At 59.9% G+C, this 24,782-nt stretch carries 16 protein-coding genes and 1 pseudogene; 4 read left to right on the top strand and 13 right to left on the bottom strand.

Going from position 1 to position 24,782, the window contains the following annotated elements; translation table 11 throughout:
• The first annotated feature begins 13 nt into the window (after nt 1–13).
• Nucleotides 14–625: a LysE family translocator gene (locus tag ACN9MB_RS01360; protein WP_426270507.1), complete on the top strand. Its 612-nt coding sequence runs from the start codon at nt 14–16 to the stop codon at nt 623–625.
• Nucleotides 626–643: 18 nt separating this feature from the next.
• Here the strand turns inward: ACN9MB_RS01360 and ACN9MB_RS01355 are convergent, their stop codons facing one another.
• Nucleotides 644–2,575, bottom strand: coding sequence for a tetratricopeptide repeat protein (locus ACN9MB_RS01355; RefSeq protein WP_426270506.1), 1,932 nt, complete (start codon nt 2,573–2,575; stop codon nt 644–646).
• 41 nt (nt 2,576–2,616) lie between these two features.
• On the opposite strand from ACN9MB_RS01355, the gene ACN9MB_RS01350 reads away from it, so the two are divergent.
• Entirely contained in the window at nt 2,617–2,943 is a 327-nt protein-coding gene (locus tag ACN9MB_RS01350; RefSeq protein ID WP_426270505.1) for an antibiotic biosynthesis monooxygenase family protein, read from the top strand.
• Between the two features lie 19 nt (nt 2,944–2,962).
• Here the strand turns inward: ACN9MB_RS01350 and ACN9MB_RS01345 are convergent, their stop codons facing one another.
• Nucleotides 2,963–3,538, bottom strand: coding sequence for a TetR/AcrR family transcriptional regulator (locus ACN9MB_RS01345; RefSeq protein ID WP_426270504.1), 576 nt, complete (start codon nt 3,536–3,538; stop codon nt 2,963–2,965).
• Between the two features lie 319 nt (nt 3,539–3,857).
• Here ACN9MB_RS01345 and ACN9MB_RS01340 point away from each other — a divergent pair, with 319 nt between their 5' ends.
• Nucleotides 3,858–5,285, top strand: a complete 1,428-nt coding sequence (locus tag ACN9MB_RS01340; protein ID WP_426270503.1) for an amidase — start codon at nt 3,858–3,860, stop codon at nt 5,283–5,285.
• Nucleotides 5,286–5,463: 178 nt separating this feature from the next.
• A complete protein-coding gene (locus ACN9MB_RS01335; protein WP_426270502.1) occupies nt 5,464–5,910 on the top strand; it encodes an HIT family protein in 447 nt (148 codons plus the stop codon).
• Between the two features lie 94 nt (nt 5,911–6,004).
• On the opposite strand, the gene ACN9MB_RS01330 is transcribed toward ACN9MB_RS01335, so the two are convergent.
• The 11 genes and pseudogenes from ACN9MB_RS01330 to ACN9MB_RS01280 form a co-directional block, all read right to left on the bottom strand.
• Nucleotides 6,005–6,331, bottom strand: a complete 327-nt coding sequence (locus tag ACN9MB_RS01330) for an RcnB family protein (protein ID WP_426270501.1) — start codon at nt 6,329–6,331, stop codon at nt 6,005–6,007.
• Between the two features lie 423 nt (nt 6,332–6,754).
• Nucleotides 6,755–7,567: an OmpA family protein gene (locus tag ACN9MB_RS01325; RefSeq protein WP_426270500.1), complete on the bottom strand. Its 813-nt coding sequence runs from the start codon at nt 7,565–7,567 to the stop codon at nt 6,755–6,757.
• Between the two features lie 60 nt (nt 7,568–7,627).
• Nucleotides 7,628–11,626, bottom strand: coding sequence for a YadA-like family protein (locus tag ACN9MB_RS01320; RefSeq protein ID WP_426271869.1), 3,999 nt, complete (start codon nt 11,624–11,626; stop codon nt 7,628–7,630).
• A gap of 87 nt (nt 11,627–11,713) precedes the next feature.
• Nucleotides 11,714–11,776 (bottom strand): annotated as a pseudogene (locus ACN9MB_RS01315) (ESPR-type extended signal peptide-containing protein); the annotation flags it as partial.
• A gap of 977 nt (nt 11,777–12,753) precedes the next feature.
• Nucleotides 12,754–13,239, bottom strand: a complete 486-nt coding sequence (locus tag ACN9MB_RS01310; protein WP_204637440.1) for a hypothetical protein — start codon at nt 13,237–13,239, stop codon at nt 12,754–12,756.
• A gap of 278 nt (nt 13,240–13,517) precedes the next feature.
• Nucleotides 13,518–16,505: a TonB-dependent receptor domain-containing protein gene (locus ACN9MB_RS01305; RefSeq protein ID WP_426270499.1), complete on the bottom strand. Its 2,988-nt coding sequence runs from the start codon at nt 16,503–16,505 to the stop codon at nt 13,518–13,520.
• A 63-nt stretch (nt 16,506–16,568) separates the two neighbouring features.
• Nucleotides 16,569–16,910, bottom strand: a complete 342-nt coding sequence (locus ACN9MB_RS01300) for a HigA family addiction module antitoxin (protein ID WP_204637439.1) — start codon at nt 16,908–16,910, stop codon at nt 16,569–16,571.
• A 1,218-nt stretch (nt 16,911–18,128) separates the two neighbouring features.
• Nucleotides 18,129–18,869 (bottom strand): hypothetical protein, encoded by a 741-nt coding sequence (locus tag ACN9MB_RS01295; RefSeq protein WP_426270498.1) that lies wholly within the window; start codon nt 18,867–18,869, stop codon nt 18,129–18,131.
• Nucleotides 18,870–19,085: 216 nt separating this feature from the next.
• Nucleotides 19,086–20,033: a hypothetical protein gene (locus ACN9MB_RS01290; protein WP_426270497.1), complete on the bottom strand. Its 948-nt coding sequence runs from the start codon at nt 20,031–20,033 to the stop codon at nt 19,086–19,088.
• An 826-nt stretch (nt 20,034–20,859) separates the two neighbouring features.
• The gene (locus ACN9MB_RS01285) at nt 20,860–23,808 is read right to left on the bottom strand and encodes a Z1 domain-containing protein (RefSeq protein WP_426270496.1); all 2,949 of its coding nucleotides are present in this window, start codon (nt 23,806–23,808) and stop codon (nt 20,860–20,862) included.
• Nucleotides 23,801–24,781 (bottom strand): PD-(D/E)XK motif protein, encoded by a 981-nt coding sequence (locus ACN9MB_RS01280; RefSeq protein WP_426270495.1) that lies wholly within the window; start codon nt 24,779–24,781, stop codon nt 23,801–23,803. The genes ACN9MB_RS01285 and ACN9MB_RS01280 overlap by 8 nt, the downstream gene beginning before the upstream one ends.
• Nucleotide 24,782 lies beyond the last annotated feature (1 nt).

The raw sequence follows: 24,782 nt of genomic DNA, 5'->3' as shown, positions 1-24,782 counted from the left end.
TACCCTGTTCGCCATGAATACCCATGCGCTAGGCCTGTTCGCCCTCACCGTGATCCCGCTTATCTGCGTCCCGGGACCGGACATGCTCTTCATCGTTTCCCAGGCCATCTCAGGCGCAGCTGCCGGACTGCGCGCCACGGCGGGGGTGTGCGCCGGCTATGTGATTCATTCGTTGCTGGTCGCGTTCGGCCTGGCTGCTGTCATCGCCGCATCGCCCCTGTTGTTCGAAGCATTGCGGTGGGCCGGTGTGGCCTACCTGGTCTATCTGGCGTTGCAGTTGCTGAAGTCGGCGGCGACATCACGCGCGTCTGCTTTGCCCAAGCAGCCAGCGGCAAATCAGTTCCGCCGAGGATTCCTGACCGCCGTACTCAATCCCAAAGGGATGATGATCTACTTCGCGATACTCCCGCAGTTCATGCAGCACGATCAGCCCGCCGCTCGACAGGCCTTCGTGCTGTCCGCGATCTTCATCGGCCTGTGCGGCGTCATCTACAGCGCCCTCAGCGCCATCACTGCGGCGACGGGCGGGAAAGCGGGTGGCATCAGCGATCGTCGTCGTCGTTGTCTCGAAGGCGTCTCGGGCGGCGTCCTCATTGCCGCGGCGGCAAAACTCGCAAGCCGTTGAGTGCGCATCCGTAGCGCGTCAGAGCCGCTCCATGTGCAGCCACGACGGATCTCCCAGCCAGGCGCGTTGAAACGCCTGGCGCGCTGCAGCGGCTTCGCTCCCGCGTCCGAGCGCCTCTTCGCTTTGCGCCAGCCCATACAGCGCCCAGCCGTTCTGCGGCGTTTGCTTCAGCGCCGCCTGGAATGCCTGGCTGGCCTCGTCGTAGCGACCGGCCTGGAACAAGGCCGCGCCGAGCGACTGGCTGACCGGGTAGTACCAGTACGCGGGTTCCTGGTACGGGATCTTTCGCTCCAGCGCGATGGCTTCCCGGTAGTGATCGGCCGCCTCCACGAAACTGCCTTGGGCCTGCGCATATCGGCCTCGCGCAACGGCTTCGGCCAGCAGCAGCAAATCGGGCGCAGGCACGCCCTGCTCGATCATCGTCGCGAACGCATCGGAGCCGCGCAGCGTGGAGAGCGCCGCGATTTCGCGGTCGAACGCCGCACGATCCTGCCGCTGCGCATGAGCCACCGCGCGCGCGTAAAGGCGCATGGCGGCCGCATAGGGAAGACGCGAATCCGGCGGTGGCAACGCGAGGATCGCATCGGCCTGTGCAAACTGCGCCATCGCCAGATAGGGCGCCGCATCGATCGCCTGGATCCACGCGATGCGCGCGGAAGTATCCGGGTCGAGCACGGTACGCAAACGACGCGCCTCGTTGATGGCGGTATCCATATCGCCCGCCATCTGCGCCGAAGTGACGATGAAATGGATGTTGTGCGGGTAGTAGCCGTAGCGCACGAGGCTGTGATCGTCCGTGCGGCGAATAAGCGCCTCGTCCGACCGGGCCGCCGCAACGTTGATGCGAATGGCATCCGCGTATCGACCCGTCAGTGCATAGATATGCGCCGGCATGTGGACGAGATGCCCCGCGCTGGGAGCGAGCGGCTTGGCCAATCGATCCGCGGCCGCCTCCGCGAGACGCGGGTTGGCGCTGTTCTCCATCAGATGAATGTAGAGGTGAGCCGCCTGCAGGTTCTCCGGATGCCGGGCAAGCACCGCCTCGACCAACCTGACCGCCTCACCGCTGCGTCCCACGGGCGTGCGCTTGTCGGCTTCCCAATAATTCCAGGGACTGGTATCCATCACCGCTTCGGCGGCGAGCACGGCGACGTCGTCGTCTTTCGGAAAGCGCGTTGCCACATCGAGCATCGCATCGGCATAGGCTCCATCGAGTGCAGCGCGGTCAGCCTTCGCATCGCGCGAATAGCGGCGCGCCATGGCATCGATCAGCCCCTGCTCGAGCGGCGATGCCTGCGCACGCAGTGCACGCGCCCGATCCATCGCGGCCAGCGCCGCGTTCCGGTCGCGATCGTCCATCGGCGCATTGATATTGGGACCCAACGCGAGCGCCTCGCCCCACCAGCACATCGCGCACGCTGGGTCGAGCCGCTGCGCCTCGCGGAACGACCGCACCGCGCCTGCATGATTGAATCCATAGGTGAGGATCAAGCCTTGATTGAAGTAGCGCCTGGCCTGCTCGCTTCGCGTCGTGATCGACAGCTGAGATGCAGTGAGATCGGCAAAGAGCGGCATCGGCGCAGCGGCGGCGCCCTTCGGCCCAGCGACCACCGAAGCGAACGCCAGACTGCGTGTCAGCGACGACGTGGCCGACCCGCCCCCGCACATCGCCGTCACCAAAAGGCCGGGATCAAAAGCCCGCATTTCCGAAGAGAAAGACGCGACCAGCGACGAACTGGTGAGCACCACGCCAGCCCCCGCAAGTACCGTGTACTTCAATAGGTTGCGCATGACCCAAGCTCCGCGTTCAAACGTAGCGAGCGCGAGGTTACTCCCCCTGTCAGGCTTGTATATAACCTGAAAGAGGGGTCCGCCACGGCGTCCCAGCTCGCGACGTGGGGTCGCAACGATTACGTCGAAAGCACGGTGCGAAGCCGATACTTCCGCCACGCCATCGCATCGGGTCAACATCCGGAACCGAGGTGAACAAGATGAGCTACGCCATCGTCTGGGAATTCCTGGTACCCGAGGATCAAACAGCATCCTTCGAAGCCGCCTACGGCCCCGATGGCCCCTGGTCCCAGCTGTTCGCGCGCGCCCCGGGGTTTCTCGAAGTAAGGCTACTTCGCAGCCACGACCGCGCGGGCCGCTACCTCACCATCGACCGGTGGCAATCGGTCAACGCGTTCGAGAACTTCAAGAGGCATTTCGCGAAGGAATACCAGGAGCTGGATCGTCAACTGGAAGGTCTGGCTTCTTCCGAAGTACCTCTCGGGGCGTTTGATGACATGCCCGAAACTGGCGGGGATTCTTGCTGATCGGACGCAAGGAGAGTTCTTACAATGGCAGCAGTCCAGCGGCCTGGTAGTTCTTGATCAGTGCATCAAAGAGTTTGATATCGGAACGACCGCGCGCCATCAGCTGCGCTCCCGCTACGGCAGCGAAAATGGCATGGGCGCGCTTCTTGGCATCCTTGGTACTCACGATGCCCGCCGCAACAAGCGTCTTGCTTAGCCACGCGACATTGACGTCAGTGAAGGTCTCGACCTCTTTCTTCACCGGGTCCGGCAGATCGTCGAACTCCGCCGTCATGAAACTACACAGGCAGATGCGATTGTCGTTTTCCAGCGACTTTCGAAACGTTCCGGGAAATCGCCGCAAGCGATCGGCCGGGTCTTGAGTCCTTGAAGACAGCACTTCCAGTCCTGCGGCCGCGTCCTCCCAGTAGCGCTTGGCAACCGCGGCGGCAAGATCGGCCTTGCTCGGGAAGTGGTGGTAGAGGCTGGCAGCCTTGATCCCGACTTCTTCTGCAAGCGTCCGCAGGTTCAGTCCGCCGTAGCCATGTGCCTGCGCAATCTTTGTCGCGACGTCCAGGATCTTGTCCCTGGAACTTGTGCCTTTCTGGCTATCCACGAAATCCATCCTCGATGAAATGAGCCGCCCGCCAATCGTGGGGCTCATTGATTTGTTCACGTGCGGGTCCTGGGTCGGCTGAGCCCGATCAACGGGAGCGTCTCGCGGTACTCACGCGCCGCACGAGCCAGACTTCTTCGCGATGCCGGTTCGGCTTTCTCACGATCCATTCTCTCAAGAGCCAAAGCCAACGCCAAACCCAGCCGCGCGAAAAGTGGTTGACGGGATCGTAGCATGATGTCTATCCTTCAATCTAACAAGCGTTAGGTAGGCCGGCTCCCTAGCCTTGTTGACCCCACCCAACAAGCCGAGATCCCCTATGAGCACCGAACTTGTCTACCAAGATGCAACCAAACTCGCTGAGCTGATCCGCACCAAGGAAGTTTCACCGGTGGAGGTCGTGCAGGCGCACATCGACCGCATCCACCTGACCAATCCCAAGCTCAATGCCATCGTTGCTGTCGCCGACGATGCGCTGAAAGCGGCGAAGGTGTCCGAAGCTGCCGTCCTGGCGGGTGAGAAGCTTGGGCCGCTGCATGGCGTTCCCTTTACGGCGAAGGATTCCTTCGATACGGCCGGCGTACTCACCCAGTTGGGCTCGCCGATCTTCAAGGGCCGCATTCCCGACACCGACGCGACCGGCATTGCGCGGATGAAGAAGGCCGGCGGCATCCTTCTCGCCAAGACCAATCTTCCCGAGTTCTCCTACTGGATCGAGAGCGACAATTTGCTCTCGGGCCGCACGCTCAATCCCTGGAACCTTGATCGCACACCCGGCGGATCGAGTGGCGGCGAGTCGGCAGCCATCGCGGCGGGCATGTCGCCCATCGGTCTTGCGACTGACGTTGCCATCTCCGTCCGCGGTCCCGCCGCGTTGACCGGCGTCATCGGCCTCAAGGCAACCCATGGACGGATCCCGATGACCGGCATCTGGCCGCGCGTGCCGCGTCGCTTCTGGCACGCCGGTCCCATGGCCCGTTCGGTTCGCGATATTGCACTCGCTTATGCGCTCCTGGCAGGTCCGGACGGCGCTGACGGCTTCTCCACCAGCCCACTCAGCCTGGACGCCGGCGTGGGCACCGTGCCGAACCGACCGGTCCGCGTCGGCTGGCTCGTTGAGCCGGGATTTGGCGCGATCGACAACGATGTGGCGGCCACCGTCAAGGCAGCGGCTGAGGCGTTGAAGAGCGCGGGCGTCATCGTGGAAGAAGTGCGCATTCCCGTGCTGGAGCAGATCAACGCGCTCGAACTCCTTTGGAAGCTCCAGGCGATGGAGACAAAACCCGCTTTCAGGAAGGCGACAGCCGGACACGAAGCGCTGATCTACAAGCATGTCCAGGGCGTCTTCGACACTCCCGACACGTCGATCGAAGATTTCGTCATTGCCGAACAACAGATCGAGACGATGCGTGACGGCTTCGCTCAGTACTTCGCCCGCTATGACGCGCTGCTCTGCCCCGTGACGCCGGTACCCGCACATGCTCACGACGCAGCGGAGTTCGTCATCAACGGTCAGACGGTCTCTTCCTTGCACGTGATGGATGCGACCGCACCGCTGAGCGTCACCGGACTACCTGGCCTGTCGCTGCGCTTTGGCACAAGCAAGGATGGTCTGCCGATCGGTGTGCAGCTCGTGTCGCCGTGGTTTGCCGAATCCACGATTCTGCACCTGGGTGCGCTGCTGGAAAGTTTGAGCGCCGTCCGAGACCTTCACCCCAGCCTGGCCAACATGGGCATCGTGTCGTAACAGCATTCCCCGCGCGGTCAACGGCCTTTGATTGGGCCGAGTCAGCGATGGCTCGGCCCGGTTGCCGCGAAGATATGAAGCCCCGTTGCCGGTCAGCCCGGTGTTCCTTGACGGGTAGTCGGAGCACCTCACAGAATCCGGAGTCGCCCCACTGCAGGGTCTATGAGAGTCGGGCCTTATGAAGAATGCTCCACCCGGATACGCGTGTCCGTTCTGCGGCATTGCCGAGACGCTTCCATCGCCTGCCCAGGAATCAGCCGTTGTCCTGGTCGATGCCAACGTGTTCGCTTTGGTTCCGACTCACCACTACGCCGGAATAAAGGGCAACTGCCTCGTGATACCTCGGGGCCACTATGAGAACGCATTGGACATCCCGGACGATCTTGGCAACGACTTCTTTCGTGCCACGCGTCGCCTGGCGAACGCGATGCGCCATGCCTTCGGGTGCGAAGGCATCTCCACTCGCCAACACAACGGTCCCGCCGGGAACCAGGATGTGTGGCACTACCATCTTCATGTATTTCCTCGCTACTCCAATGACGGGCTGTACGGGGGAAGGAAAGTGCCCTACACCACCGAGGAGCGCATTGAGTTGGCAGCCAGTCTGCGGGCCGCCTTGCAGTAGCGGAATACGGGGCGGAGATAGCTAAGTTCGATCAGTTCGCGGCACGCGCGGACATACGGACTTAACTACCCCCGCCCCTTTGCGACAGACACGTTTAGTGACTGAGCATCAAATCGGTAATCACACCGGTGCTGATCGCCACCAGCAGAAAGTCGCCATTGTCACTGCGAACCCAGTGGTAGCCGCGGGGCGGCTCACGCAAATGCTCGGAGTGCCAGTCGGACACGACATAGCGATCGTCGCGGTATTCCCGCGGAACCGTGCCGCCCTTCTTGTACCACCCTTCCTTGGCACCGCGATCGTGCATTACCGCGTTTTCCCGATGCTGGTCATTGCCGGGATGATCGTGCTCCTGGGCCATGGCTGCATTCGAAAGCAGCAGCGCGGCGCCTAGCGCCAGTGCGAGTGTCGGTTTCTTCATAAGATGGGTCCTTGCTCAAAGTGTTTTCGAAGTAGCGAGTTTTAGTCCATGACGGCACGCATGCCGTGGGCCGACACTCACTTTCAGTAGGTCACGGTCGTGTGACATTGATGTGGATGTTGCGGCGGCCATTCATCGCTGGATCTTGCGTATTTCCTCCTGTGGCGCGCATAGCGAAAAAGAAAGTCTCTTAAACGCCAGCTTTTCATCGATCCATTCGAACGCGTGAGCAGAAAGCCATGGCAAACGACATGCCGGATGCGTGCCATCGCTTCGAAATTACTTTCGACCCGCGGGGCGATCATCGTTCTGACCAAGCCGTCCAGGCGCCGGAAATGGCGCCTGGGACAGTCAGCACATGGCCATGCCTGCGTTACAGCAGCTTCGGCGGCAACTCACGTTAGCCGCCGAAGCCAGACACCATTACCGGTCGATTCTCACTTCGACACGCCGGTTGGGTGCAAGACACGCCACCAGTTGTGCATGCGGTCCATCGGGGCAATCCTTCACTGGATCGCTCTCGCCTCGCCCTTCTACCTGGATCTTCGACGACGGCAGGTCGTCCTGCACGAGAACGTCCATCACCGCCTGTGCCCTGCGTTCGGATAGCCGTTGGTTGCTGGCTGTGCTGCCGAGGCGATCCGTATAGCCGGTGACGTGGATGCTCCGCACCTGGTCGCCGTGCGCACGCAACGCTGTGGCCAGGTTCGCCAACGCGTTGCGTCCCTCAGGCGTGATATCCGCCTTGCCAAATGCGAAGAGCGCATCGGCTGAAAGCGTGAAGTGCTGCGGCATCTCTTCCCTGGGCGGAGCAGCGGGCTTCTGCTCCACGAGCAGCGCGGCGCACGATTCGGGTTTCCAGTAGAAGCTGCGCGCGACCTTGCCATCGTCGAACAGCACCTTGTACTGGCATACCGTTACGTCGTCGCTATCGGGCTTGCGGAAGTTGAACACGTAATTCCACTCGCGCACGCCCCACACGCCTTCGCTGAAGTGCGGATAGCCGATCAGGTCAGAGACTTGTTGCTTGTTGAGGCCCGCACGCATCTGCCGCAAGTTGGCGAGATTCGGGAAGGTGCCGCCCTTGTGCATGGGCGTTACCTGATCGGGTGTCGGCCACACCAGTTCGCCGGCCGAGTGGCCGTCCTTGGCCACGTCGTGGCTGACGTTGCCGCAAGCGGCCAGTGCGAGTGTGGCGGCGATGGCCACGCTGATCTGTTTCCATGACTTATGCATATCGATGACTCCTGGATGCTTTCGGGAGGCGCCCCGGCGCATGGCGCCGAGCGGCGCCCATTACCAGACCACGCCCGCGCCCACGCCCGCGCCGGCATCGCCGCGCGAGTTGGTGGTGGCGTTGAGCTTGAACACGTAGCGACCGCTTTCGGTGATGGTGGACACGCCAATGGCAATACCGGTTTCACCGTGGAATGCACCAAGCGAGACCGCTGCCGAACTCTGATTCGGCTGATAAGCTTGCGGCAGGCTCGCCAGCGCCATCGCCGAGGCAATGCCCGCGTTGGCGCGGTTGCCGATTTGATTGAGCTGGCGGTCGACGGTTTGGAAGCGTTGGTCGACGTAATCCTTCGACCAGTTCTCGGCCTGGTTGATGGCTTCGCCGAGCTGGCCCACGTTCACCGCATCGGTGGCATTCACACCGTTGGCCACGTTGGTGATGGTGCGTTCATTGCCGGGCGAACCGACAGACACCGCGTTGCTGGTGGACGCTACCGAACCCGCGCCGATGGCAACGCTGTTGTCACCCGTGGCACTGGAACCGCTGCCGACCGCCGTGCTGGTGTTGCCCGACGCCGTGGAGCCGGCACCCGCCGCAGTGGAGTTGTTGCCCGATGCCGTGGAACCGGCGCCGGCCGCGGTGGAGTTGTTGCCCGTCGCCGACGCCACGGTCGTGTTGTTGGTGCTCGTCTGGTAGGTGTTGTTCACCGTGGTGGTACCGCCGCCGCCACCGCCACCACTTGCCGGCGGCAGATTGTTGACGACGTTGGCGAGGTTGTTGAACTGCGTGTACAGCGAGTTCAACGACTGGTTGGTCGCATACAGCTGCGAACCGTTGATCGCATCCGTGCTGCTGCCACTGATACGACCTGCCGCCACGTTGGTGAGCGTCCGTTCCGCACCCACGGTGCCGACGCTCACCGTCGCTCCCGGCGTGGTGCCGGCGAAGTTGTAGGTGGTGCCGCCGAGGGTGGCGCTGGTCGTACCCACGGCCGCATCGGTCACCGATCCGGCACCCAGGGCCACACTGCCGGCAAAGGCCGCCTGCGAACCCGCACCCAAGGCCATCGCCTGGATGCCATTGGAGGTAGCGTTGGTGCCAAGCGCGACGCCATCGGCGAGATTCACGGTGGCGTTCTGGCCGATCGCCGTACCGCCCGGCGCGGTCTGTTGCACGATCGCACCATTGCCCATGCCGATGCCGTTATCGCCGTTCACCGTGGTCTGCGGACCGATGGCGACCGACTCCGCGCCCACCGCCAGTGAATCGGATGCGGTGGAGTTGGCGTGGAAGTACTTGATCGGCGTGACCGAGAACGAACTCATCGCGCCCTTGAGCTGGCGCAACGTCACCGCATCCTGATCCAGCGTGCCGTCCGCCACATTGGTGATCTGGCGGAAATCGGTGGCGTTGCCCACCGAGACCGCGCCGAGCAGATTGCGATCGGTGGTGTTGTAGGGAATGGTGTTGGTGCCCACGGTGATGGAGCCGGAAGTCGGTGCGATGGCACGATCGGAAACGGCGCCTGAGCCCAACGCCACACCGCCAAGCACCGAGACGTTGCTGTTCTGACCCAGCGCGGTGCCGTTGTCTGCGGTGGCCGCTGCGCCCACGCCTGCGGCGAGCGCGTTGATGCCCGTTGCGCCGTTGTTGGCGTAGTTGCCGCCCTGCACACCGTTGTCGTTGACGCTGTAGTAGTGCGTGGCGCCAGCGGTGACCGCGTTGCTCAGGTTGTCCACCGCCTGGTTCGTGGCGAACAACTGCGAGCCGTTGATCGCATCCGTGCTCGACCCATTCACTTGTCCCGCCGCCACGTTGGTGATCGTGCGCTCATTGCCCACGCTGCCCACGCTGACCGTACTGAGCGGCGTCGCGCCGGCATAGGTGTAGGTAGTTCCCGCGACCGTGCCACTGCCGGTCTGCACCACGGCACCCGTGCTTGCACCGGAACCCAACGCCACGTCGCCCGGGTTGGTGGCGGCGACGGCGCCATTGCCGATCGACACCGCGTTGGTGGTACTGGCGGTAGACACCGGCCCCACCGCGACGCTGTTCGCGCCGATGGCCTGCGAGTCGGCCAGGATGGAGTTGGCGTGGAAGTACTTGATACCACCGCCGCCAGCCACTGAACCGTCGATCTGGTCGAATACCTGCTGCAGCGAGGTATACGTCGTGCCGCCATAGCTGACATTGGTGGTCACGGCGCCGGTGGTCGGGTTGTAGGTGGTGCCACCGCCGATGCTGGTGGCGATGGTGTTGCCGAGGTTGGTCACCGTGCTGCCCACTGTATTCACCGCCTGGTTGGTGGCGAACAACTGCGAGCCGTTGATGGCATCCGTGCTGGAACCGCTGATGCGGCCCGCAGCGACGTTGGTGATGGTGCGCTCCGTATTCAAAGCACCCACGCTCACCGTGCTGGTCGGCGTGGTGCCGGCGAAGTTGTACGTGGTGCCGTTGATAGTGGTGTTGGCGGTTTGCACGGCGGCTGCCGTGGTCGAGCCCGAGCCCAGCGCGACATCGTTCGCGTTGTTGGCGGTAGCTGCGTTGCCGAATGCCACCGCACCTGCGGCCAGTGCGCTGCTGCCATTGCCCACGGCCACCGAGCCAACGCCCTGCGCATTGTTGGTGTTGCCGATCGCCACCGCGCCATCGCCGTTGGCGGTGTCGTTGGCACCCGTGGCTACCGCACCGTTGCCGTTGGCGGAGTTCGGATCGCCGATGGCGACCGCGCCGTTGCCGTTGGCAACCTGCCCCTCGCCTAGCGCCACTGCGCCAGTACCGCCGTTCACTTGCGAGTTGTGACCGCCAGCGATGGAGCCCGTGCCCGCTGCAGCCGCCACAGTGTTCGTATCGCCGATCGCCAGCGTAGAAGCCGCTTGCGCCTGCGACGAAAAGCCGATCGCTGTGGCATCGGCAGCCGACGCATTATTTCCGCGGCCCACTGCCACGGCATTCAGAGCCGAAGCGGTACTGGATCCCAACGCTGTGCTGTTCGTACCCGACGCAACCGTAAAGTTGCCAAGTGCAACGGATCCCACGCCGCTGGCGGTGTCATCGATACCCAGGGCAATGGCGTTGTTTGCCGTGGCGCCGCTGCCGGCGATGCCGCTAGGGAGCGATCCTATGTACATCGAATTCTCGCCGGTGGCCAAGGCCTGCCTGCCGATAGCGATGGCATCGGTCTGGCTCGCATTCGCCTGCAAGCCCATGCCGATGGCATAGGTGCCCGAGGAGTTCACATCCGTGCCGATGGCGATGGCCGACTCGGCCGATGCGCCGGTTCCGGTCGTGCGGGCACCCAGATAGATCGCGTTGAGCGCCGTTGCATACGCTTGCCAGCCCACCGCGGTCGCGTGGGCAAACAGGCTTTGCGTCGACAGGCCGACAGCCGTTGCGCCCTCGCCGGTGGCATTGGTAAAGCCACCCAGGGCAGTGGCCTGACCGTTGTTCACCTGCGCGGACGTACCCAGCGCAACGGCATTCAAGGCACCTACCGCTTTGGATACGCTACCGATGACGACGCTGTTGGCCGAGTTCACATCGGCCGAGGCATGCGTGCCAATGGCGACGCTGCTGGTCGAGGCTGACGATGCGCCATCGCCTTGCGCAATCGCCGAAGCACCCGTGGCGTTGGCGATGATGCCGATGGCCATCGCGTTGCTCGCCGTGGATATCGCCTGGGTTCCAAAGGCAATCGAGGAGTTGCCGGAAGCGGTGACGTCGGTGCCAACGCCGATGGCGCTATTGGCCAGCGCGCCCGTACCTGCCGCGGTACGCGCTCCGATATAAATGGAATTGATAAAGGCGGCATTGGCCTGAAAACCGAGCGCCACGCCATTCTGCCCCGTACTTTGCGCGTTGTATCCCACCGCGACCGCACCCAGTACGGACGCGTTGGAGATCGAACCGAGCGCAGTCGCGCCGACCCCACTGGCGGTGGCGCCGAAGCCCATGCATGAGGCCGTGCTGTTATAGGCGTTGAAGGGCGCCGGGTTGCAGTCCACCGACTGCGCATGCGCCGGCAAGACCCAGCCGATCCCGCCCGCGGCAGCCAGCAAGATCAAGATTCCTGGTCGTGGCCGCGACAACGGTGAGCGCCCATCCGCTCGCTGCCCCTGTCCACCACTGCGCTGGCACGAGGCCAGTTCCGAAACCACCACGAGCTGACTCAGCGCGCGGCTCCATACTTTCCGATAGATCTTGTTCATGCCTGGCTCCCTTATGGCTCAAATGGCATCAGGGATGCGGTCAGGACAAAGTGCTGGGCGCAGTCGACCTACCGCGCACGCGGCAGCCTCGTGCACAGGGCAAAACGACACCCTGCGCCCACGCATTCGCATGAACGTTTTTTTAAAGGTCAGGAATCGAGTCGATGCGCTCGGCTACTAAGAACCCTGCACAGCCCCTGTTTTATGACGAAGACTCAAACGAAACGGCATGACTGGGGAAATCGGCCTGATTCGCTTCGTTCCGTTGATGCGACAACCGCGTCATCAAGCAACACTTGACGCGCAGCCCCCCTGGAAATACCCGGACTGTTTCAAACTGAATTGCAGCTGTCGCGCCCGAAGGATGGCACCACAAGGAGAAACTTGTGAGTGGCGATCGACGAAATAAATATGAACTCCATCACAATTTGTATCGATCTATCTTACGATTGCGCATCTCGTGAAAAGTGCATGAAGACTTTTTCGCCAACGGTAATAGAGCACTGAGCACACGCTGCGTCAGGTGACGATTTTCAGCAGCTGGCGAGCGCCTGCGCAGCGCACCTGCCGGCGCACCGCGCGATGGAACGAAGTGACAGGATCTGCTTGCGCCAGGTCAGATCGACCCGCAAGTATTTGAGGCGACCGTTCGCTCTACGGCCGATGCAGTTGCCGCAACCATGCTGCTGAGCGGCTCCGTTTCGGCCTGAAGGAGGCTATATCGCCAAGCGCATCGAGAATCCGCTGCGCGGGATGGTCGCTTCTGACGGAGTGCTGCTTTGGTACGAATGGCGCCGATGCTCTTTTTCGAGGTGATCTGAATAGCGCTATCGGCCAAAGCCGAAAACCCGGCGAAAGCCGGGATCAGAGTGAGATGGCCCAAGTTTGGGCCTGAGACAGCTGGGCCTACCTAATTGTCCCTGACACCATTTTTCCAAACCGAACGCCGCCCCCGCTTGCGCTCACCAGAACTGGCACTAGTTGAGCGGTGCGACAGTTCCATCCCAGACGTAGAACCTGCCGTTGAACTTAGCGGCAAATACCCTGTAGAGCTGGCCAGGATGAAAACCGGTACCACCGTTTCCTGGCGCAGGCGATACGACCTGAATCTGGCGATCCTTGAACGCTCCGGGTAGTTCTGCCAGCACATGGGTCGCCTTCAGCGTCCAGACGGACTGCCCCGGAACGCTGTCATCCTCTCGGCGAATCAACTGCGCATCGAACAACAGGCCGCCTTGCACATTGGAGGGCACCCTTCCGTCAGCGGCCGCCAACAGCTCCGACCTTCCCTCCTTGATTTCATCCGGCGTCAGGCTGACCGAGAGACGCCCGCCATCCAGTGCCATGCGGCAAGGCGTGCCCGCCTGATGTAGCGGGACCAGACACTCGGGCTGCGCCGCCGCCATAGGCGAGTAATGCAGCGCACCCAGGACCAACATCAGACACAAGCGAGACACACGCATCGATGGGCACTCCTTCAGAAGCCTGGTGATAGAAGCCTGGTGATCAAAGCCGGGGCCAGAGTGGACTTTCCAGGGAAGCGGCAAGAAAGAAGAAATGGTGCCTAAGAAATGGTGCCAGGGACAATTAAGCAAGCATCGCTGGGCGTAGCTTATTGTCCCTGGCACCATTCTTCCTCTTCCCCAGCCATGCCAAAGGGTAATCGCCCGTTTTGTCGCTGCACACCGAAGTGGCCTGCCTGATGGGCACCAGGCCACCGCGGTTCCCCAGCCAAACGCCCCTACCGCTTGCGCTCACCAAACCGATAAGTCGCCTGCAAGTAATACGCTCTGCCATACACGTCATAGTTGCTCGAGTTATACGGCGCTCCAGACGTGCCCGGATAGCTGCGATCACGCGGCGGCATCGCATCGAACAAGTTGTTGACCTGCATCGAGAGCAGCAAGCTCGGCATCGGCTGGTACGACACGCTGGCGTTGTAACGAATCCATGGTGCCAGGGTGCCCGCCCCTGCATACGCGTAGCCATTGTTGGAGGCGAGGTAGTTGGGCGTCTTGCCGTAGCGGTTGGCGTAGAGGGTGGCTGACCAGTCGCCGCGATGCCAGTTCGCCGAGGCATTGGCGCGTGTCTTGAAATCGGTGCTCCACGTGGGGTCGCGCAGACGGTCGGCCATCGGATCGCCGGCATACGGTTGATAGTCGTGCTTGAGCATGTCGGTGTAGGTGGCGGTAAAGCTCAGGTCGCCATAACGCCCTATGCCGAAGCCATAGCGAAAATCCGCGACCAGCGCATTGATGACACGGCGCGAGACATTGACCTTGGTGCGATAGATCGACGTGATATCGCCGATGGTGCCGTCGTTGGCGACGCCGACACTGCGCTTTATCTGCGCCAGGGCGACACGGCAGGACGGCGAGTTGATGTCCCGCTCGCCAAGCCGGCACAGCATCTCGTCGTTGAGCAGCGAGTCCACGCTCTGGTTCTGCACTTCGCCTCGCACGTTCCAGTGCAGGTAGTCGACGCTGACCGCCATGCGGGTCAACGGCGACCACACCACGCCGTAGCTCCAGGCGTTCGCCTCGATCGGCTTCAGCGCCGGGTTGCCCGACTGCTGGCCAAAGTACTGCGCGTTGCCATAGCGGGTCGGGCACTGGTCGATCTTGGGTCCGCGGTAACCCAGTGCGGCGCAATTGAAGTAATCCGTTGCGCTGCTGTAGAAGCCACTCAGGCCTTGGAACTGATCGGATAGCGACGGCGCCTTGAAGGCGGTGCCGACCTTGCCGCGCAACAGCAACGTCTCGATCGGTCGATATTCCAGGCCGAGGTTCCAGGTGGCACTGTCCACCTGCTTCCCCGCCACCTTGTAACTGTCATAGCGCGCCGAAGCATCGACGGTCAGCTGACGCCACACCGGCGCGCGCAACTCCAGCGTGCCGGCGTAACGCGAACGGTGACCCGCGCCCTGCACCGCCGTCATGCCCCACACGCGGCCATCCATCAGGCGTGCGTCCGGCGTGTAATTCCAGCCCTGGTTGCCGGCCTCCAGCACGGCGGCGATGCCCGCATCGCCACCCGGCAAGGTAAACAACGAGGCGTTGGTGAGCTGGCCGCGCACCAGGTTGTCCCAGGTTTTGCTCCGGCTGCTGGTGTAGCCGGTGAAACTGCGGAAGTCGGCGACCGACATGGGGGTGTAGAACGCAGCGTAGTCGGGCGCGAAGCTTCGATAGCCGCGGCCGCGCGGGTCCGGCCCCAGGTCGGGGCCCAGCACGTGCTTGGCGAAGTAGTCGTTGATCGGATCGGCCCAGCGCGCAAACCCGCGCTGATTCAGCTGATCGTCCGAATGCGTGAAACCGAGGTCGTAATCCCACGCACTCGAACCCAGGCGCCCTTGTGAACCCAGCGTCAGCATGTACGCGTTCTCCGTGGACTTGTTCATGGTGGAGTCGTAGCCGCCCACGTCCTCCGGCGAGAACACGCGCTGCATCTGCACGTAGTCGCGCAACTTCGTATCGTAGAAATAGCGGTATTTGCTGCTGCTACCCCACCACGTGTAATTGGAGCCCGAGGCGTAACGGGTCTCGTTGTAGTTGTAGAGCAGGTCGCCGTACAACTGCACGTGTTCGCCCGCATCGTAGGTGGCATGCGTATACATCTGCGCGTTTTCGGTGGCGTTGCCTAGCGTGCGGTAACCCGGCGTGTAGAATGAGCCGCAGTAGCTTCCATTGGGTACACGCACGCGATAGCCGGTAGTGCCGGCAAACTGTTCGGCCACGCGACTGCAGGCGCTGGTGTCGACTTTTTCCACGTTGATGTAGCGACCGGTGGTGCCGCTGGTCAGCATGTAGTCGGCGCTGGCGATCGAAGGGCCGGTGCCATCGGTATTGCGGCGGCGGGTAAGCTCACGCTGATAGCCCCAGATCGGATCGACGTTCTCGTATTGCACCCCACCCATCAGGTTGAAGCGGCCACGCTGGAACCCGTCGCTGAAGCTAAACCGCCGACTGGTGCCACCGCCCTCCTGGTAAATGCCGTAGCGCGCGTCCAGCGCCGCGCCATCGACGTGCTTCTTCAGCACGATGTTGATGACGCCAGCGATCGCATCTGAACCGTACAACGACGACTGCGCGCCCGGCAGGATCTCGATGCGATCCACCAACTGCATCGGGATGCCCGACACGTTGTTGAACACATCCCGCCCGTTGTACAGCGCGGGGAAATTGCCCATCGGCCGGCCATCGATCAGGTATTTGGTGAAACCCGGCGGCATGCCGAACAGGCTGAGTGTCTGCGCGCCCTGCGTGAACGATCCCGAGGTCTGCTCACCCTGCACGCTGCCGGTGGCCACCGACGATTGCTTCAGCGCCTCGGCCACCGTGGCGAAACCGCGGGTCTGCAGCGCGTTGCCGGAGAGGGTGATCAACGGCGCGGCGGTTTCGATCTCGACCTGGGGAATCAACGAACCGGTTACCGTGACCGCTTCGAGTTTCTTGGCCACGGGCTTCTGATCGACACCGGCCTTCTTGGTTTCCGTTTCAGTACTGCGTCCGGATGCCTGCGGATCGGCGGCGACAGCCGGCGACACGCTCGTTGCACACAAACCCAGCAAGGCGATGGCCAGGGCGGAACGGCGGCAATGCCGCAGCGCGCCGACACCCGTCATGGGCGGCCTTGCTGCGTCGTGAGCCGGCGCACTTCGCACGGAGTGCGGTGCGAACGGGCGCAATGCAAACGACGGACACGTGCGTACCTGCAGATCTGGCGTAGCCATGATCGATTCCTTTGGTAGTGAAAGGGTGGTGGGTGACTCGCGTGAGCTGCCTTCAAGGCGCGGCTAACGGATGTCGGGAACGGCTTCGGTGCCCGCCGCAAAGCGAGCGGTTCCAGCGATGCCTCGCGCCTCGCACGCCAGGTCATAGCGCGCCTGCAACACCAGCCAATAGAGCGCCGATGTATCCAGCGCGATGGCCAGCCGTATCGCGTTCCTTGGCGATACGGATCGTTGGCCGGCGAGGATTTCCTTGATATGCACCGCAGCGATGCCGGTGCGGCGTGCGAATTGCGCGGGGTTGAGCCCCTCCGCACGCATGTAGTCGTGCAACAGCACGTCCCCGGGAGAGCGCAGACGCAGCGACGCATCCACGCCCAGGCGCGGCCCAAGCTTGATCAGTTCCATGGACTTGCTCCCCTGTCAGGCACGCCCTTAGATCAGGCGCGCGCCTACGGTCATTCGTGCCAGCGAATGCCTAGTGGTTATGTCAGTGATCCCCAGGTTGCGGCGCACCGCCATGCAGAACGATGCGCCGCCGGGGCGATCAATGGCCGTGCGGAGAACTCACTCGTGGCACTTGGCCGAGCAGCCTGGCGTACTGCTGCAGGCTTTCGACCGCGGTGCCAAGGCGGGTGGTTTCCGCCGCGGAAAGCGGCCACACCAACGATCTGCCGGGGAATCCCCTGGCCTGCGCCTTGCGGCATTGCTCACTGTCGTGACGCAGGCGCGTGAGCGTGAGCACCGCCAAGGCGATGTCTGCGCGAGTGCTTCGAGGGGAGGTCTCGGGCCACGCGACGCGTGCGGGAGGAAGGGCGTCGGGAGGGCCAGTGAGGGTGTGGTCAGCGGGAACTAACGGGCGAATGCCTGCCGTATGATCGCGGATAGCCATGATCAACTCTTAGTAAGTTGGAGATGGTTAGCGGGTCGTGGGTGTTAACGGCACTCACGGCTCGCGCTTCATGACTTTGGGGGTCATGGTCATTCGCGAGGCGTTGCAAGAAAAATCGGATTCGCGGATGGCTAGACGAAGCTAGCGATTCGCCGTCGGGGCGTCTGTCGGGATTAGATGGGGTGGGTGTGCGCTTTGTGGCGTGTGGTTAGTACGCGCGTACTGTCCAAGGTGAGCGTCAGTGCAGGCTCCTTTGTGGCCACCAAATCTTGGGGCCGGGTGACTAGCCAGCCAACCCGCCATCTTGGCCAGAAAGAGCGCCAGAGACCTTGAACTATAGGCCGCAATCTCGAACCTCGTAAAAAATGCGCCGCCCATCGACTCGACTCGCAGTGGAATCTGGCACCTTCCGCATACCCGCTAATCAAGCCAAATTGTTCGTCAGAGCATAACTTGGCTCATCATCGAAACCATAAACTGGCCGTTGCAGGACGTGCGCCGCCGGTGGCGATATCGGACGAGGCACGGGCCTAATTGCAGCCTCAGCATAGGAAGGACTAGCGGGTCACGGCTCAAAGTGCAGCGGCCAATCTTCCATTTTCGTTCCGCGACAAACCGGGTTTACTACTTCAGCTGCTAAATCACCTTAGTTCCGAGGCGTACGTTTTTCGTCGCGTTTAGAGTTGCCTCAGATACGCGAACGCCCACCACGGCGCCACCGGCCGATCAGTAGTCTACTCAGCTTCACTTGTACTGACCGCGCGATGGTTCGATATCTCTTGGTTGATTACTTTCCGGATTGGTGGTTCAGAAGGGTGGACAGAAGCCACCGCTGTGGCAATTGCCGCTGCTGCTGTTGCCACTGCTGCAACGACTGTTCCGATGGCTGATACTTTCGTCCAAAAAGCACTCTTCGAGGCAGACGCAGCCGAAGCGGCAGTTTCGGCTGCTGCCTTCTCGCCAGCCACGGCAGCACGCATGCTCGCCTTGGCGGAATCGAGGGTGGCTTCACGGATCCGACGCTGCTGCATGGATACCTCAGCTTCTTCACGGATAGCCAGTGCAACCCACATGAGCGCGGCTTTATGCTTTGCATCGAGGAACTGAGACAACGCGATAACATAGTTACCCATGAGCTGGCCGTTTAGTTCGTCCTGAAATCTCGCTTTTATTTCATCGTGAATTCTCTCCATGCGTGTGGTCAACACTATTTCGGCAGCGTCGACAACTGTCGCCTCTATTGGAGACTGCACCGTTGCGAGTTGGACAAGAATAAGTCTTTTTATATCTGCATAGCGGTTTTCAGCTTCTTCGACGTGAGCTTTAGCAATACGCGTCGGAACATCCAATACGTTGGAAGCTTTTACTCTCGTCTCCACTAGCTGCCTCAGTCGGAAGCCCCACACTCGTTCGAGCACGGACTGACGCGCCTCGATAAGCGCGGTGAAGAAATCAATCATCTCTTGAAGATGCACTCTTCGCATTCCTTTTTTTTGCAGTTCGATCTCTGAACTTTAGGAAACAATCACTATCGCAGAAAATCTAATAGAGTCGTCTTGACCGATGATGAAGCACCGTTTGACATTTGTTGTCGGCAAACCATGACGCGATGACTCGTCGAATGTATTCTGAAGGCCAAGGCAGAAAACCCGTCCTCCATCCAGCACCACATGTCAGCTAGTAACGCTCAATCACGGAAGTCGTATGAGCTTGACGGATGGCCAGTTATCTGACTCTGGGTCCATTGCCGGGTATACGCGCGCGATAGCAAGCACACCCTCTCTCGCGAGATCGTCCTGCTCAATCTGAAGGGTGTTCTTCATTCTTGGGACCCCTGGAATTTCTTTGGCAATCAGGGCACCGAGACGAATCGAAGCATGATGCGCGTTGATTGCTGCCAGAAACGGATGTGGCGACTTTTGGTATCGAATGGCTGGGGGACACATGACCTGCCTGAGCAACTCTTCGGGCAAGTGTGGTAGGCCTGCGCCGACCCATGCCCGATGCAGCGCACCACTAACGTCATGGCCATCGCTCCCCTTCAATTCAATTCCCTTTGGCTGGAGGACTTCTTTCATTGCGCGCTCGACGAAATGAAGGGATTCCCACCTGGACAGTGCGTTATGCGCAGCTCCGATGCACAGTCGGTCTGCAGCCGACTCCAGGTGAATCACCGTCGTAACATCGAAACGACTGATGGTGTAGAGATTGGTATAGAACTCATTGTACTCAGACTGAAATCTTTCAAACTGCCTGTCAGACATGCGTTTCGCGGACTCCTCTGTAAGTGCGATCACCGCATTCAAAAGAGAAATCTCATGAGTTCGTACGATCGGCATCCGAAGAAGGTAGATTGCTCCGTTGATTTGATAAGCAATCGACGGAAAGCAGTAGGAAACGTTCTCTCTGTCGCCGTAAAAGTTGCTCAACCAGTTTGAGACCGCTAGTGCTGCATCATCAGGCTCGGAGCCAAGCGCGACTTTGTGGCCATCCTGGAGAATGAGGCGCGCGGCACCAAATAACGCGTCCTTCGGCTCGACGTTCTTCATCGCGAGTCGACCTCTCACATAGCCCATATATTCATGAAATCTTCCATTTCCTTGATCAATCTCCTCTTGTGTAATGTCGATCTTCTGCATCCTAGTTTCCTCTTAGATAACTATTGAAAAACTCGTTTGTTACATACCAAGAAACCCCTGATGGCATCGCTAATAGTGGGCGACGCATTGTCTTGGGTTCAAGCCTCAATAAGAGCTGCGCGCGCCCAATATCTCGAACTTCCGGCTATCCTGCGCTTTCAAATGAAGGGTTTGATTGATAACGCGCCCGAGTTGTGGGCGATCAGTTGCCCAGCCGTGACCAAGAGTCGGTAGCGAACTCATGCCCCTTACAAGCGCACGCCACGAAACGATTCACTTTGCTGAAGAGCAGTCCTTCGACGATCCCCTAGATCTACCAAAGAATAGAGAGTACGGAGAAGCTTTTTGGCCAACCTGCCTGAAAGAGGGTGTAGCTGATCGGATCGTACTTATACGATTTCGGCTATCGATGCTGGAACAGTGGTGCATTTCCAGATTGCTGGAAACTGCCCAACACTGATTTGTGCCAACGCTTGATCCGAAAGCCATCGGCGGGATAGTCAACGCCCACACGCTCTCACAGCGGAAACCGATGTCGGAGTCGATTTGTCGCGAAGGGTGGCAACAACAGCACCCGATGGCCACAGTTTTGTGGTTTTTTTAGGAACGTTGCAAGCCCTTCCCAGATGGGAGATGGCATTTGTAAACAATGACGGTAACGATCACGCCAATGTATTTACCATCAACCTGCAACATGTCACAGCTGCCCCCCGCCGCGTTACCTCATACTGCCATCCGGGCTCGAGCGAGCTCATCAGCACACACGGATGAATAACAAATTTCCCAATCGCTCTTGTCCCACATGCCGCCAAGGCTCATAGAGTACTCAGTCAGAATCGCGTTCGACAAAGGCGACCGATACCCTCGGGTCTTTGACCCGCCAATTGATTTTCTGCGGAATATGGTTCTTCGGAAACGTGAGACTGAGACCTAACGTAATCTCTCTGTCTGTGGCTTCAACTGCATTGAATTCGTTCGGAACCGTTGGGTAGATCAGACAGACCCCCTGTCGGCTTTTTGTAAATCTGCGTAATGATTCATTCGGCTCTGATAGGACGGAGATGCCTGCCAGATGGCTGGCAATATCCCTGTGCCGAGCTTCCGAGAAGACCCTGTAGCGATCACCCACTACGGCACGATTGAACACACCTATCTCATGCGGGCCGAATTTCCATTTCGTAGCTGCGGACGGCTTCCCCAATAGTGCAATCAGCCATGCGTCTATCTCGGGTGACTCATCGGCGGTCCCTTGGAGGAAATTTATAACCGGACTGAACTGGCTTTCCCTTGTTCCCCAGACATACCCCTGCAGAAAGCGCACAAAACGCTCTGCATCGACCAAATGAATCTTGGCTCGAAGGCTACGCTTGGTGCGATCCTTAGATTTGCCCGACATGTCTTCATCATGCCCTGCGAATTCGGCAAGCATCTCTCCTAGCTTCGTCACATTGAGCGCTCGATCCGACCCATTGAACGAGACTCGGCCGGACTCTGCGGTCCGTTCTCCGTAGTTCTCCATCTGGATCTGGGCGTTGTACATCTTGTTCTTTTGGGTGGGGATCAACATCCCCATTGGAACAAGTGGCGGAACTTGGATTGGGCGGATTGGAGGGGTCTCCTTCGAATACTGCCCGATACGTTTTCGAAACCGCTCTTCATCCATGCAGATAGACTCGAACATCTCGTAAAGATCCGTAGGCATCTTTCTGCCTGACGGTACCTCTGTACCTATGAACAGCCTAACAAGGTCCCGATAACCACGGCGGAAACCAAACCAACGCCCCATCTGCATCAAAGTATCTGCCGCAGCAGCCTTACGCAGGAAATAACTGATCGTCAGTCCTTCGACGGTATATCCTCGGGACAGCTTTGCACCGCCAATAAGGATATTCCAGACGTCCTCCTTATCGAAGTCTGGCATGTCGTCCCTGTGGTCATCCCGTCCATTGACGATCAGCACCCGTTTCCGGGCTGTCTCAAATCTCTCCAACGCCATCGTGATGAATGGCGCTAGTTCGTCGAAGTCATTGGGGCGCGCGAGACTCGGCTCTTGTGCAAGCGATACAGGCTCAAAGTCTTCTTGCCAGAGCTTCCAGAGTCGTTGAATGGCAGATCTCTTCCGATATCCATTCTCGTCGAGCAACATCAGCACCCTGAGGCGGTCGTCTTCATGGGCATCCTGCTGTACTGCACGATGTACGAGCATGGTGTGATGTCTGACACTTACCAACTTAGGATCTTTTGCTGCCCGGAACAGCTTCATTGCGCCAGACAAGAAAAACGTGTCAAGCGCTTTTTTGAAGATCTCGGTGTCGTCGGCCCCTTTTATCTGGCGTACGAATGCCTTCTTGTTCGACCGGTAACCGAGCTTTTCAGTTTCCTCGTCGTCAAGCGGATTGAAATCTGCATCGAAGTCATAAAAATCCGAAACCCCCATGTAGTTGGCCGGCCTCGGAAGTAGCTCAATAAAATCTCTTGGGAAGAGATCCTCTGTGTCTCCGGGATTTATGAGCGCGTTGGCGGCCGGCGTCGCTGTGTACCCTACGTATTGCGAACGCCTGAACATCGCCAGCAGGTCAACAATCGCCTTGTTCGTGGCGGTCCTCGTTTTCTCAGCCTTGCCCCCATTCGACTTGCTCTTGGGATTGACTGTATTGACGGATGCCTGGTCAGACTCATCGTCGATCACAAGAACAGGGACTTCGTCGAGACTCGACTTCAAACCCCTGATGTCCGATATGACCTTGTTGATCACCGCTGGGTGCTTCTTGATCACAATCAGCCTTGCCGACGCAGCTCGAAGATTGTCTGAATGATTGAGCGGCCTCTCCGGATACTTCTTCTCGAACCTCAGCACGTCGCGGCCCATCCCGAGCTTCTTATAGTCTGAGGTGGAAGTGGTAATTCTCTTTAGATCAAACGCGCCCTGTTCGTTCGGCAGCGATCCATACGACGTGAACGCCATCCAGTCTTGGTCGCCACTGTACTCGTGCAATTGCCCATCTTCTTGGTCGCGCAGAATCTGCTCACGACCGACGAGCTCTTTGTCCAAGCGCCGCTGTGTCTGGAAGCGCAGACTGTCGAGAGTGCCGGCGAGCACAATCACTAAGCGATAGCCCGCATCCAATGCCTTAGCGATAACAGCCGTAAAATTCGCTGTCTTCCCACTTTGAACATAGCCAACCACAAGCCCACGCACGGGAAATGCCTCGGGGCGCACGGGATCAGACAGACACTGAATGACCTTGTCGGTCGATTCATCCAGAACTTGGGTCGCAGTTTCATCCCAACTTCCCTGCTCCCGCAGATACCGTTCGTACCTAGACCAATAATAGGTTCTCGTGAGCATCTTCCGTTGATCGGTGTACCACTGACGATGCTCATTCGCGATAAGTACCGCTTCACCGAAGCTTTTCGCGATCGGTACGGATACATGAAGCGCCTCCGCAACGGCCTCGCCAAGTTTCAGTTTTGCGAAGATGAGGCCCCTGCGCTCCGGCGTGAGTCGATATGTGTCCTGAGTCCAGCCAGAGGCGTCTGCGGCATCCCATTGGCGGATGTGGCTCGCAACGATGGAGTGGATAGGCGTATTGGGATCTCCGATGGAAACCACGTCCCAGATGTGGCGAATGGCACCATCCACATCTCCAGTCACTTCGCGGTCCACCAGCTCCGATCTGACGCGCGATTCCACCGGCGCAGGACCTAGCTTGGACATTCCTTGAAGTACCGCTTCCAGGACAGTCGCGATCCTATTTGATTCCAGCTCATTCATTTGTTTTGGTCACCAATTGGGAAGCGACGAACGGAGAACCGAGGCCCTCTAAATTCAAGGTGAATTGGAAATTTCCAAGCCTCGCGGCCGCATCGCTGCCGATGGCATCCGACAACCACTCATAGCTCATGTTTGGAAAGTCCACGCCTATCTCGACAGCGACAGGTGGAGCAGAGATCAAATAAGGAATCCTGCATTCCGGATCGCCTTGCTCGTACCCGGACATCTTCAACATTTGCTCAAGCCTTTTCGAAGACGCCCCGTCTTTTGCCACAATCGAACGGATGTTCGATGCCAGCTCGTCCAGCGACCTGCCGACACCGGAGCCAGACAGCCCCAATGTCAGGCTTACCAGCATCAACCTGTGACCTAGTGATGCACTCAGCTGGTTCAGATCATTGACGGTGTGCTGCCTGACATTGGAAGCGGTGGCCTTTACCTCCAGTTCCAGATCGTCAAGGCGAAAATCATGTGATTGCCTTTGCGGCCCTATCCAGCAGTCGACCGTCGAAATGCCTGCATGGAGGATCAGCTCCAGCACCCACAGCTCCCCATAAAGCCCTAATGCCTTCTCTCTTGTGAATAAGGCTGATCGTTCCAACAAGGCATCGAAATCGGCCAAGCTAAGTTCCAATGCCATCAAGCAATCGAGCTCTCCATCTCGCATTCGGAGCAGAACGTCCGAAATCAGCGCATAAATCGATCGGAAAAGGTCGGGTTCTTCCGTGAGAACCTCGATGCAGCTCTCTCCGTGTAGAAGAACCTTTCTGACGACAATGTTCCGGAGTGGCGCAATGTCCGGAGGCGTGCGATTCACGTCCGCACGAACACGTATGCCCAACCGACTGGGGCTGGAGTCGAATACGAGGCGCAAATTTTGCTCGACCATGACGGACTGCTCGAACGGCACGCCCTTCGATATGTACTTTTCCCTAAGCACAGTCCAACTGAGCAGTTGGTTCGAAGTGGTCATC

Source organism: Dyella kyungheensis (assembly GCF_049913195.1).
Taxonomy (GTDB): domain Bacteria; phylum Pseudomonadota; class Gammaproteobacteria; order Xanthomonadales; family Rhodanobacteraceae; genus Dyella; species Dyella kyungheensis.
This window is presented reverse-complemented; position numbering and strand designations above follow the sequence as displayed.